The organism is Streptomyces sp. ATLC9, assembly GCF_057196705.1.
Genome location: NZ_JBXUOY010000162.1, coordinates 1 through 12,340, shown reverse-complemented (window position 1 = coordinate 12,340; position 12,340 = coordinate 1). Strand labels below are relative to the sequence as shown.

At 72.1% G+C, this 12,340-nt stretch carries 10 protein-coding genes; 6 read left to right on the top strand and 4 right to left on the bottom strand.

Annotation, left to right across the window (positions count from 1 at the left end):
- Window positions 1-72: 72 nt before the first annotated feature.
- The 4 genes from tpiA (at window position 73) to pgi (ending at window position 3,591) form a co-directional block, all read left to right on the top strand.
- Window positions 73-849: a triose-phosphate isomerase gene (gene tpiA, locus AC2CJA_RS17195; protein ID WP_484603572.1), complete on the top strand. Its 777-nt coding sequence runs from the start codon at window positions 73-75 to the stop codon at window positions 847-849.
- A gap of 150 nt (window positions 850-999) precedes the next feature.
- The gene (secG, locus tag AC2CJA_RS17190; protein WP_241712812.1) at window positions 1,000-1,236 is read left to right on the top strand and encodes a preprotein translocase subunit SecG; all 237 of its coding nucleotides are present in this window, start codon (window positions 1,000-1,002) and stop codon (window positions 1,234-1,236) included.
- A gap of 220 nt (window positions 1,237-1,456) precedes the next feature.
- Window positions 1,457-1,792, top strand: coding sequence for an RNA polymerase-binding protein RbpA (locus AC2CJA_RS17185; RefSeq protein ID WP_484603571.1), 336 nt, complete (start codon window positions 1,457-1,459; stop codon window positions 1,790-1,792).
- Between the two features lie 134 nt (window positions 1,793-1,926).
- Window positions 1,927-3,591, top strand: coding sequence for a glucose-6-phosphate isomerase (pgi, locus tag AC2CJA_RS17180; RefSeq protein WP_484603570.1), 1,665 nt, complete (start codon window positions 1,927-1,929; stop codon window positions 3,589-3,591).
- Window positions 3,592-3,710: 119 nt separating this feature from the next.
- Here the strand turns inward: pgi and opcA are convergent, their stop codons facing one another.
- The 4 genes from opcA to tkt are packed head-to-tail and all read right to left on the bottom strand — an operon-like array spanning window position 3,711 to window position 10,272.
- Entirely contained in the window at window positions 3,711-5,495 is a 1,785-nt protein-coding gene (opcA, locus tag AC2CJA_RS17175; RefSeq protein ID WP_484603569.1) for a glucose-6-phosphate dehydrogenase assembly protein OpcA, read from the bottom strand.
- The gene (gene zwf, locus AC2CJA_RS17170; protein WP_484603568.1) at window positions 5,492-7,018 is read right to left on the bottom strand and encodes a glucose-6-phosphate dehydrogenase; all 1,527 of its coding nucleotides are present in this window, start codon (window positions 7,016-7,018) and stop codon (window positions 5,492-5,494) included. Before zwf ends, opcA begins: the two co-directional genes overlap by 4 nt.
- Before the next feature lie 5 nt (window positions 7,019-7,023).
- The gene (tal, locus tag AC2CJA_RS17165; protein WP_484603567.1) at window positions 7,024-8,142 is read right to left on the bottom strand and encodes a transaldolase; all 1,119 of its coding nucleotides are present in this window, start codon (window positions 8,140-8,142) and stop codon (window positions 7,024-7,026) included.
- A 36-nt stretch (window positions 8,143-8,178) separates the two neighbouring features.
- Window positions 8,179-10,272 carry a transketolase gene (gene tkt, locus AC2CJA_RS17160; protein WP_484603566.1) on the bottom strand — a complete coding sequence of 698 codons (2,094 nt, stop codon included), beginning with the start codon at window positions 10,270-10,272 and terminating at the stop codon, window positions 8,179-8,181.
- Between the two features lie 419 nt (window positions 10,273-10,691).
- Between tkt and AC2CJA_RS17155 the strand changes: the two genes are divergently transcribed.
- Complete coding sequence (locus AC2CJA_RS17155; RefSeq protein ID WP_484603565.1) at window positions 10,692-11,666, top strand: heme o synthase; 975 nt, start codon at window positions 10,692-10,694, stop codon at window positions 11,664-11,666.
- A gap of 113 nt (window positions 11,667-11,779) precedes the next feature.
- Window positions 11,780-12,130: a hypothetical protein gene (locus AC2CJA_RS17150; RefSeq protein ID WP_484603564.1), complete on the top strand. Its 351-nt coding sequence runs from the start codon at window positions 11,780-11,782 to the stop codon at window positions 12,128-12,130.
- The last annotated feature ends 210 nt before the right edge of the window (window positions 12,131-12,340 follow it).

Genomic DNA, 12,340 nt, shown 5'->3' with positions numbered 1-12,340 from the left:
CCCCCGCGCCGCGCGGGCGCCGGTGACACGAGCCGCTGCCGCGGCGGAGCGAACTGAAAGGCACCTCCACCCATGGCAAACCGCACCCCGCTGATGGCGGGCAACTGGAAGATGAACCTCAACCACCTGGAGGCCATCGCCCACGTCCAGAAGCTCGCCTTCGCCCTGAACGACAAGGACCACGAGGCCGTCGAGGTCGCCGTCCTGCCGCCCTTCACCGACCTGCGCTCGGTGCAGACCCTCGTCGACGGCGACAAGCTGAAGATCCGCTACGGCGCCCAGGACGTCTCGGCGCACGTCTCCGGCGCGTACACCGGCGAGGTCTCCGGGGCGATGCTGGCGAAGCTCAGCTGCACCTACGTGGCCGTCGGCCACTCCGAGCGGCGCCAGTACCACGGTGAGACCGACGAACTGTGCAACGCCAAGGTCAAGGCGGCCTACCTGCACGACCTGGTCCCGATCCTGTGCGTCGGCGAGGGCCTGGAGGTCCGCAGGGCCGGCGACCAGGTCGCCCACACCCTCGCCCAGGTCGACGGCGCGCTGAAGGACATCCCCGCCGAGCAGGCCGCCCGCATCGTGATCGCCTACGAGCCGGTGTGGGCCATCGGCACCGGCGAGGTGGCCACCCCCGAGGACGCCCAGGAGGTGTGCGGCGCGATCCGCGGCCGCCTGGCCGAGCTGTACGACCGTGAGCTGGCCGAGGGGGTCCGCATCCAGTACGGCGGCTCGGTGAAGTCCGGGAACGTCACCGCGATCATGGCGCAGCCGGACGTGGACGGCGCCCTGGTCGGCGGGGCCGCGCTGGACGTGGACGAGTTCGTGAAGATCGTCCGGTTCCGCGACCAGTAGGGCCGCGGGTGACCGCCGCCGACGAGTGACGGCCGGGCCGCCCGCGTCGTACCCTGTCGGGGCCGGGAGCGAGACACACAACGCCTCCCGGCCCCGTACCCTGCAAGTCCCGACAGTTCCCGTCATCCGTCCGAGAGAGTTGGTCCAGCCGTGATCCTGGGGTTCTCCATCGCCCTCATCGTCTTCAGCCTGCTGCTGATGCTGCTCGTGCTGATGCACAAGGGGAAGGGCGGCGGCCTCTCCGACATGTTCGGCGGCGGCATGCAGTCCTCCGTCGGCGGCTCCTCGGTCGCCGAGCGCAACCTCGACCGCATCACGGTCGTGGTGGGCGTGGTCTGGTTCGCCATCATCGTGGCGCTCGGCATCCTGATGAAGCTCGACGGCTGAGGCCCGCCGACGCCCGACGGCCCCTGCCGCGCGACGGCGGTCGCCGTGCTCTGACGCCGTGTCGCATTCCCGGCCTATCATGAGGTTCGCGCCCGTGGGACCCGAAGGGGGCAGCAACTCGGGTCTGTGGACGCGTGTTGGGCCCTACGTACACTGGGGCACCCGCGGCGGAGCGTCCTGTCGATGCTCCGCGGCACCGTGAAGGCAGGGAGTTACGACCGTGGCAAGTGGCAACGCGATCCGGGGAAGCCGGGTCGGAGCGGGGCCGATGGGGGAGGCCGAGCGGGGCGAGTCCGCGCCGCGCCTGCGCATCTCCTTCTGGTGCTCCAACGGGCACGAGACCCAACCCAGCTTCGCCAGCGACGCGCAGATCCCGGAGACCTGGGACTGCCCGCGCTGCGGCTTCCCGGCCGGCAAGGACCGGGACGACCCGCCGGATCCGCCGCGCACCGAGCCCTACAAGACCCACCTCGCGTACGTGCGCGAGCGGCGCAGCGACGCCGACGGCGAGGCGATCCTCGCCGAGGCGCTGGCCAAGCTCCGCGGGGAGATCTGAACACCGGCCGACCGGCCGGACAACGGCGCACGACGGCCCGGCCGTACGCCCCCACGGGGCGCGCGGCCGGGCCGTCGTTCCATTAGGTTGGGAGGCGGCGGGGTCCGTACGACAGGAATGGACTGATTTCCCAGATGAACGCTGAAGGCCGCGGCAGGCTCGACCGGATGCCGCAGTGGCAGGCGCTGGCCAGGCACCGCGAGGAGCTGGGGGAGGTGCACCTGCGCGAGCTGTTCGCCGCCGATCCGCGGCGCGCCGAGCGCTACGGCGTCCGGGTCGGCGACCTGTACCTGGACTACTCCAGGAACCTGGTCACGGACGAGACCCTGAGGCTGCTGCGCGAGCTGGCCGAGGCGACCGGGGTGGCTCGGCTGCGGGAGGCGATGTTCCGCGGTGAGCGGATCAACACCACCGAGGACCGGGCCGTGCTGCACACCGCCCTGCGCGCCCCGCGCGACGCGGTGGTCGAGGTGGACGGCGAGAACGCCGGGAACGTCGTGCCGGCCGTGCACGCCGTGCTCGACCGGATGTCCGCCTTCGCCGAGGCGGTGCGTGCCGGGAAGTGGGCCGGGCACACCGGGCTGCCCGTCAGGAACATCGTCAACATCGGCATCGGCGGATCCGACCTGGGCCCGGCGATGGCCTTCGAGGCGCTGCGCGCCTACACCGACCGGGAGCTGGAGGTCCGCTTCGTCTCCAACGTGGACGGCGCGGACCTGCACGAGGCGCTGCAGGGCCTGGACCCGGCCCGGACGCTGTTCGTCGTCGCCTCCAAGACCTTCACCACGATCGAGACCATCACCAACGCCACCTCCGCCAAGGACTGGCTGCTGACCGGTCTGGGCGCGGGGAGGGAGGCGGTGGCCAAACACTTCGTGGCGCTGTCGACGAACACCGGGGCGGTCGCGGAGTTCGGCATCGACACCGCGAACATGTTCGAGTTCTGGGACTGGGTCGGCGGACGCTACTCCTACGACTCGGCCATCGGCCTCTCGCTCATGATCGCCATCGGCCCGGACCGCTTCCGCGAGATGCTCGACGGTTTCCGCACCGTCGACGAGCACTTCCGCACCGCACCGCCCGAGGAGAACGCCCCGCTGCTGCTGGGCCTGCTGGGCATCTGGTACGGCGCCTTCTTCCACGCGCAGTCGCACGCGGTGCTGCCCTACAGCCACTACCTGTCGAAGTTCACCGCCTACCTCCAGCAGCTCGACATGGAGTCCAACGGCAAGTCCGTGGACCGGCAGGGTGAACCGGTGGACTGGCAGACCGGCCCGGTGGTGTGGGGCACGCCCGGAACCAACGGGCAGCACGCCTACTTCCAGCTGCTGCACCAGGGCACCAGGCTGGTCCCGGCGGATCTCATCGGCTTCGCGCGGCCCGTGGCGGGCCTGGAGCCCGCGCTGGCGGCCCAGCACGACCTGCTGATGGCCAACCTCTTCGCCCAGGGGCAGGCGCTCGCCTTCGGGAAGACCGAGGAGGAGGTTCGCGCCGAGGGCGTCGCCGAGGAGCAGGTCCCGCACCGCACCTTCCGCGGCGACCGCCCGACGACGACGATCCTGGCCTCCGAGCTGACCCCTTCGGTGCTGGGGCAGCTGGTCGCCCTCTACGAGCACAAGGTGTTCGTCCAGGGCGCGGTGTGGGACATCGACTCCTTCGACCAGTGGGGCGTGGAGCTCGGCAAGGTGCTCGCCAAGCGCATCGAGCCCGCGCTGACCGAGGGCGCCGAGGTGGAGGGGCTGGACGCCTCCACGGCGGCCCTGGTGGCCCGCTACCGCTCGCTGCGGGGCCGGGACTGACGGCAGGGGGCGGAGGGGGGCAGAGCCACCCCACCGCCCCTGCGGCGGCGGCCCCGCTCCCCCGGTGGATTCCGGGGGAGCGGGGCCGCCGCGTTCGGTCGGTGTGCGTGGGACGCCCGTCAGCTCCGGACCGACTCGGGCAGGAGGATCGCCGCCTCCTCGTCGAGGATCCACAGGGTGCGCTCGTGCCCGCGGGCGCCGGCCGCGGGGGTCCGCGCCGGATCCTCCGAGGTCAGCGCGTCGGCCGCGGCCTCGGCCTTGTCCTCGCCCGCCGCCAGCAGCCAGACCTCCCGGGCCGCCCGGAGGGCCGGGAGGGTGAGGGAGATCCGGGTCGGTGGCGGCTTCGGTGCCTGCCGTACGCCGACGACCGTGCTCCCGGTCTCCCGCGCGGCCGGATGGCCGGGGAAGAGCGAGGCCACATGGGTGTCCGGGCCCAGCCCCAGCAGCAGCACGTCGAAGACGGGCACCGGCCCGCCCGCACCGCCGCCGGAACCGCCGTCACCGGCCGAGGCCAGCTCCTCCGCGTACGCCTCGGCCGCCGCGTCCACGTCGTCGCCGTGCGGACCGTCACAGGCCGGCATCGGGTGGACGCGTGACGGATCCAGGGGAAGCGCGTCCAGGAGGACCTCGCGGGCCTGGGTGTGGTTGCGGTCCGGGTCGCCGTCGGGCAGGAACCGCTCGTCGCCCCACCACAGATCGACACGGGACCAGTCCACGCCGCTGCGCCCCGGAGCCTGCGCCAGGGCGGCCAGCAGGGCGATGCCGTTACGGCCGCCGGTCAGGGCGATGTGGGCCCGGCCGCGGGCGGCCTGCGCGTCCGCGATCGTGGTGACCAGGCGGGCGGCCGTGGCACGGGCCATCCGCTCCTTGTCCGGGTGGACGACGATCTGCGGGGGAGCCTGCTCCCCGCCGGTCTCCCGCGCCGCCTCCGCCTGCGCGGCCCGCACGGCCTCGACCGCCTCCACCTCCGCGACCTCCCCGCGCACCAGGTGGTCGAGGCCGAAGCGGACGGCGCGGGCGTAGGTCTCGTCCGGGTCCAGACGCCGCAGTTCCTCGGCGATCAGCTCGGCCGTGGAGCGCCGGTGCAGGGCCACGCTCCGGTCCGGCTGGCCCGGCACCGAGAGGGTCGCCAGTGAGCCGTCGCCGCGGTCCAGGCAGACGTCGCCCTCCTCCGTGGTCAGCCGCACCGCCGTGATGCCGGGGCCGCCGGAGAGCACACGCTCGACGGGGACGCGCAGGCGGTCGGCCAGCCACAGCGCCAGCAGCTCCGAGCTGGGGTTGTACTCCTCGCCCTCGACCACCGCCCGGGTGACACGGGCCTGCTTCTGGTCCAGGGCGGCGGCCAGCACGCTGCGCCACAGGGTGACGCGGGTCCAGGCCAGGTCGGTGTCGCCCGGGGCGTAGGAGGCGGCGCGCCCCCTGAGCGCCGCGACCGGGTCCTCGGTCTCCGCCGCGTCGGTGATGCGGCGCTGTGCCAGGGCGCCCAGCGGATCCTTCGAGGGGCACTCGGGCGGATCGGCCGGCCACCACAGGACGACCGGCGCGTCCGGCAGCAGCAGGGGCAGGACGACGCTGTGGGCGTGGCCCGCCAGCTCGCCGTGGAGGCGCAGCAGGACCGTCTCCCCGGTGCCGGTCTCGCCGCCCACCCGCACCTCGGCGTCGAGCCGGGCCATGGCCCGGTCGCGGGGCGAGCGGCCCGGCCGCCGCACCACGACGAGGATGCGCGAGGGATGCTCCTTCGAGGCGTCGCTGGCCGCCTTCAGCGCGTCGTAGTGGCTGCCCTCGTCGGTGACGATGACGAGTGTGAGCACCATGCCGACGGCCGGGCTGCCCATCGCCCGCCTGGCTCGCACCAGAGCCGCGTTGATCCGGCCGGACGTGGTGTCGGTGAGGTCGATGTTCATGGCCGCCGCCAGCTCCGTCCGTCGCGTGCGAGCATCTCGTCGGCCGCCTGGGGGCCCCAGGTCCCGGCGGTGTACGGCTCGGGCCGGCCGTGCGCGTCCCAGTACTCCTCGACCGGGTCCAGGATCTCCCAGGAGCGCTCGACCTCCTGGTGCCGGGGGAAGAGGTTGGCGTCGCCCAGCAGCACGTCCAGGATGAGCCGCTCGTAGGCCTCGGGACTGGACTCGGTGAAGGACTCGCCGTAGGCGAAGTCCATCGTCACGTCGCGGATCTCCATCGAGGTGCCGGGCACCTTGGAGCCGAACCGGATCATGACGCCCTCGTCCGGCTGCACCCGGATGACCAGGGCGTTCTGGCCCAGCTCCTGGGTGTCGGTGGCGTCGAAGGGGGAGTAGGGGGCGCGCTGGAAGACCACCGCGATCTCGGTGACCCGGCGGCCCAGCCGCTTGCCCGTGCGCAGATAGAAGGGGACCCCCGCCCAGCGGCGGTTGTCGATCTCCAGTTTGATGGCGGCGTAGGTGTCCGTCCGGGAGGCCGGGTCGATGCCCTCCTCCTCCAGGTATCCGGGCACCTTCTCGCCGCCCTGCCAGCCCGCCCGGTACTGGCCGCGCACGGTGTGCCGGCCCAGGTCCTTCGGCAGCCGCACCGCGTTGAGTACCTTCAGCTTCTCGGTGACCAGCGCCTTGGCGTCGAAGGAGACGGGCTCCTCCATCGCGGTCAGGGCCAGTAGCTGGAGCAGGTGGTTCTGGATGACGTCGCGTGCGGCGCCGATGCCGTCGTAGTAGCCGGCGCGGCCGCCGATGCCGATGTCCTCGGCCATCGTGATCTGCACGTGGTCCACGTAGGAGCGGTTCCACAGGGGCTCGAACATCGTGTTGGCGAAGCGCAGCGCCAGGATGTTCTGGACGGTCTCCTTACCCAGGTAGTGGTCGATCCGGAAGACGTCGGACTGGCGGAAGACCCGGTGGACGACCCGGTTCAGCTCCTGGGCGCTGGCCAGGTCGTGACCGAAGGGCTTCTCGATGACCGCGCGGCGCCAGGACCCCTCGGGGGCCTCGGACAGCTGGTGCTTCTTGAGCTGCTCCAGGACGGTGGGGAAGAACTTCGGCGGAACCGAGAGATAGAACGCGAAGTTGCTCCCGGTGCCGCGGGACTTGTCCAGCTCGTCGATGGTGGACTTCAGCCGGGCGAACGCGTCGTCGTCGCCGAAGACGCCGGGGACGAAGCGCATCCCCTCGCCGAGCTGCCGCCAGACCTCCTCACGGAAGGGGGTGCGGGCGTACTGTTTGACCGAGTCGTGCACGACCTGGCAGAAGTCCTGGTCCTCCCACTCGCGGCGGGCGAAACCGACGAGGGAGAAGCCCGGTGGGAGCAGGCCCCGGTTCGCCAGGTCGTAGACGGCGGGCATCAACTTTTTTCGTGACAGATCGCCTGTGACGCCGAAGATCACCAGGCCCGACGGCCCCGCGATGCGCGGGAGCCGCCGGTCCTGGGCGTCACGCAGCGGGTTGGCTGCGCTGCTCACCTGCTCTATGCCTCCTTCGGAGCGAGGCGCTTCAGCTCGGCCTCGGTGGAGGCCAGCAGGTCGTTCCATGCCTGCTCGAACTTGTCCACGCCCTCGACCTCGAGCCGCTCGACGACCTCGTCGTAGCCGATGCCGAGCTTCGCGATCGCGTCGAGGTCGGCGCGGGCCTGCTCGTAGGTGCCGCGCACGGTGTCGCCGGTGATCTCGCCGTGGTCGCCGACGGCCTCCAAGGTGGCCTCCGGCATGGTGTTCACCGTGTTCGGGGCGACCAGCCCGGTGACGTAGAGGGTGTCGGGGTAGCCGGGGTCCTTCACACCGGTGGAGGCCCACAGCGGGCGCTGCCGGTTGGCGCCGGCGGACTCCAGGGCCGCCCAGCGGTCGGAGGCGACGACCTCCTCGTACGCCTGGTAGGCCAGCCGGGCGTTGGCCAGCGCGGCCTTGCCGCGCAGTGCCAGCGCCTCGTCGGTGCCCAGGTCCGTCAGCCGCCTGTCGATCTCGGTGTCCACCCGGGAGACGAAGAACGACGCCACGGAGTGGATCTCCGACAGGTCCAGGCCCTTGGCCTTGGCCTGCTCCAGACCCGCCATGTAGGCGTCCATCACCATCCGGTAGCGCTCCAGCGAGAAGATCAGCGTGACATTGACGCTGATGCCCGCGGCGATGGTCTCCGTGATCGCCGGAAGCCCGGGGGTGGTGGCGGGGATCTTGATCAGGGTGTTGGGGCGGTCCACCAGCCAGGCGAGCTGCTTGGCCTCGGCGACCGTGGGCCGGGTGGCGTGGGCCAGCCGCGGGTCCACCTCGATGGAGACCCGGCCGTCCTGCCCGTTGGTGGCGTCGAAGACCGGGCGCAGGATGTCGGCGGCGTCGCGGACGTCGGCGGTGGTGATCATCCGGATCGCCTCCTCCACCGTCACACCGCGGGAGGCGAGGTCGGTGAGCTGCCGGTCGTAGCCGTGCCCCTCGGAGATCGCCTTCTGGAAGATCGACGGGTTGGTGGTGACACCCACGACGTGCTGCTCGTTCAGCAGCTCGGCGAGGTTGCCGGACGTGATGCGCCGGCGGGACAGGTCGTCCAGCCAGATCGCCACGCCCTCGTCACTCAGGCGCTTGAGTGCCTCTGTCATGAGGGATGCATCTCCTGATCTCGTTGCCTGTGGGCGTCAGCGTGCGGCGGCGGCGATGGATTCCCGCGCGGCGGCGGCTACCGCCTCACCGGTCAGGCCGAACTCGCGGTAGAGCACCTTGTAGTCGGCCGAGGCGCCGAAGTGCTCCAGGGAGACGATCCGGCCGGCGTCGCCGACGTAGCGGTGCCAGGTCAGGCCGATACCGGCCTCGACGGCCACCCGTGCCCGGACCGACGGCGGCAGCACGCGCTCACGCCAGGCCCGGTCCTGCTCCTCGAACCACTCCAGGCACGGCATCGACACCACCCGGGCGGGCACGCCCTCGGCCTGGAGCGACTCGCGCGCGGCGACGGCGAGCTGCACCTCCGAGCCGGTGGCGATGAGGACGACCTGCGGCTCGCACTCGCGCCCCTGGGAGTCCACCGCCTCGAACATCACGTATCCGCCGCGGGCGGCGTCCTCGTTCGGCTCGTAGGTCGGCACGTTCTGGCGGGTCAGCGCGACGCCGTGCGGGGCCGGGCGGTCGCCGTGGCGGCGCATGATCTCGCGCCAGGCGATCGCGGTCTCGTTGGCGTCGGCCGGACGCACCATGTTCAGGCCCGGGACGGCGCGCAGCGCCGCCAGGTGCTCGACCGGCTGGTGGGTCGGGCCGTCCTCGCCCAGGCCGATGGAGTCGTGCGTCCACACATAGGTGACCGGCAGCCTCATCAGGGCCGCCAGCCGCACCGCCGGGCGCATGTAGTCGGAGAACACCAGGAAGGTGCCGCCGTAGATCCGGGTGTTGCCGTGCAGCGCGATGCCGTTCATGGTCGAGCCCATGGCGTGCTCGCGGATGCCGAAGTGCACCGTGCGGCCGTACGGGTCCGCCTCCGGCAGCGGGTTGTCCGCCGGGAGGAAGGACGAGGAGGCGTCGATGGTGGTGTTGTTGGAGCCCGCGAGGTCGGCGGAGCCCCCCCACAGCTCGGGGATCACACCGCCCAGCTCCTTGAGCACCGCGCCGGACGCCTTGCGGGTGGCCATGTCCTTGCCGGCGGGGAAGGAGGGCAGCGCCTTCTCCCAGCCCTCGGGCAGCTCCCCGGCGCTGATCCGGTCGAACTCGGCGGCGCGGCCGGGGTTGGCCCCGCGCCACTTCGCGAGCTCGTCCTCCCAGGCCCGGCGCGCCTCGCGGCCCCGGTCCACGACCTCGCGGGCGTGCCTCAGGACCTCGTCGGCCACGTCGAAGTGCCGCTCCGGGTCGAAGCCGAGCACCCGCTTGGTGGCCGCGACCTCCTCGTCGCCCAGCGCGGAGCCGTGCGAGGCCTCGGTGTTCTGGGCGTTCGGCGCGGGCCAGGCGATGATCGTGCGGGCGGCGATCAGGGAGGGGCGCTCGGTCTCGGCCCGCGCGGCCTTCAGCGCCGCGTACAGGGCCTGGACGTCGAAGTCGCCGCCGGGCGCCTGCTCGATGCGCTGGACGTGCCAGCCGTAGGCCTCGTAGCGCTTCAGGACGTCCTCGGACAGCGCGGTCGCGGTGTCGCCCTCGATGGAGATGTGGTTGTCGTCGTACAGGGCGACGAGGTTGCCCAGCTTCTGGTGGCCGGCCAGCGAGGACGCCTCGGCCGAGACCCCCTCCTCCAGGTCGCCGTCGGAGACGATGGCCCAGACGGTGTGGTCGAAGGGGGAGGCGCCCGGCGCGGCGTCCGGGTCGAACAGGCCGCGCTCGTAGCGGGCGGCCATCGCCATGCCCACGGCGTTGGCGATGCCCTGGCCCAGCGGGCCGGTGGTGGTCTCGACCCCGGTGGTGTGGCCGTACTCCGGGTGGCCCGGGGTCCTGCTGTCCCAGGTGCGGAAGGCCTTCAGGTCCTCCAGCTCCAGCCCGTAGCCGGACAGGTACAGCTGGATGTACAGCGTCAGGCTGGTGTGGCCGGGGGAGAGGACGAACCGGTCCCGGCCCGCCCACCGCGCGTCGGACGGGTCGTGCCGCATCAGCTTCTGGAAGAGCAGGTACGCCGCCGGAGCGAGGCTCATGGCGGTACCGGGGTGTCCGTTACCGACTTTCTGCACGGCGTCCATCGCCAGGACCCGTACGGTGTCGACAGCCCGCTGATCCAGTTCGGTCCACTCGAGATCTGTGGTGGTCGGCTTGGTGCTCACCCTGCGTCAGGGCTCCTCTCCACATGTCGAAGGCCGGTGTCTGTCAGGTCACACCGGGCGGTGTCGAGCGTACCCCCGCCAGGGTTCCCCCTTTCGGTCCGCTCACCCTTTGGGAAGCCGAGAGGCGAAATCCGGTGAAAACGGACGCTCCATGGGTCTCACCTGGGTATTTGTGGAACGCCGGGCGCACATGAGCACCGCCCTCCGGCGCCGCGCGAGGCCCCGTGGACCCCGTACCCGCGCCTCGCCGGCGCACCCCCTCGCGGGGTGCGCCGACACGGGCGACCCCCGGGGCGAGCGGCGTATGGCCAGCGTCTACAGTGGCGCGGTAGGTGCGAGTCGCGACGGGACGAAGACCCGGACTCGCTTGTTCCCACGCGGCGTGAGCCGCGCATGTCGCATCGTGATCAGGGGTGTCCGTGACGGCCGTCGAATCCCGTCCCGCGGGTGGGGATACCGCCCACGCCCGAGGGGTTGTGGGGGAGCTCGATCAGAGCCCAGCACACCGGCCGCTCGGGGCCCGTATCAAGGGCTACGTGGCACTGACCAAGCCGCGGATCATCGAACTGCTGCTGATCACCACCATCCCGGTGATGTTCCTCGCCGAACAGGGCGTCCCCGATCTGTGGCTGGTCCTGGCGACCTGCCTGGGCGGCTACCTGTCGGCGGGCGGCGCCAACGCGCTGAACATGTACATCGACCGGGACATCGACGCGCTGATGCACCGCACCGAGCGGCGCCCGCTGGTCACCGGTGTGCTGACCCCGCGTGAGGCCCTGGTCTTCGGCGTCACGCTGGCCGTGGTCTCCACGCTGTGGTTCGGCTGGACGGTCAACTGGCTCTCGGCCGCTCTGTCCCTGGGCGCGCTGCTGTTCTACGTCGTCGTCTACACGATGATCCTCAAGCGGCGCACCGCCCAGAACATCGTCTGGGGCGGCATCGCCGGCTGCATGCCCGTGCTCATCGGCTGGTCGTCGGTGACGAACGAGATGAGCTGGGCCGCCGTCGTCCTCTTCCTGGTCATCTTCTTCTGGACGCCGCCGCACTACTGGCCGCTGTCGATGAAGGTCAAGGACGACTACGCCCGTGTCGGGGTCCCGATGCTCCCGGTCGTCGCGGGCAACCGCGCGGTGGCCCGGCAGATCGTGGTCTACAGCTGGATCATGGTGGCCGTCTCGCTGGCGCTGTGGCCGCTGGGGTACGTCGGCTGGTTCTACCCGCTGGTCGCGCTCGCCGCCGGCGGCTGGTGGCTGTGGGAGGCGCACGCCCTCCACGCCAGGGCCAGGGCCGGGGTCACGGGCGTCAGGCTCAAGGAGATGCGGCTGTTCCACTGGTCCATCACCTATGTGTCGCTGCTGTTCGTGGCGGTGGCGGTGGACCCCTTCCTGCGCTGATCCCGTACCGGTTCCACCCCCCCCGAAGCCGGTGCCGGACCGGTGGCGGGCGTGGCACAGGCCACCCGGAGCGGCGGTCGCCAGGCTGTCTACCCATCGGTAGCATCCTGTCCATGGACAGCACACAGCAGGCGGAAGAGACCGGACCCGACGCCAGGGCCCGGCGCCGGGTGACCAGGCTCGCCGAGCAGATCGCCGCGTTCGCCGGGGAGCGCGGCGGCAGCGCCGACGCCCAGATCTCCTACCTCGGCGAGCGCGGCGTACGCATCGTCCTCGTCGGCGCGGACGGCGGCTGGGGCGATCTGGTGGCCCCCTCCCGCGAGGTCGCCCGGCAGGCCGCCGAGAAGGCGGGCGTCACCGTCCACGAGACCCTCGACGGGGACCTCGCCGCCCGGATCCGCACCGGCCCCTACGAGTGGGAGCGGATGGCGGGCATCCAGGTCGGAGGACCGAAGGACCGCTGAGAGGGGAGCGCGGCGGGACGGCCGCGAGGGCCTGCCGGGCACTCGCGGGCCACCGCGTTCCGTCGCCTTCCGGTGTTCGTCCGCCGCCCGGCACCGCCGCACCGGGGCCCCGCCGCGTCCGGTCACGGTTCCCCGGGTCCGTGCGGCCCGCGCACCCCGCCCGGAGTGGGAAGGCGGTGAGGGCCGGGCGGGGGATCCCCCGCCCGGCCC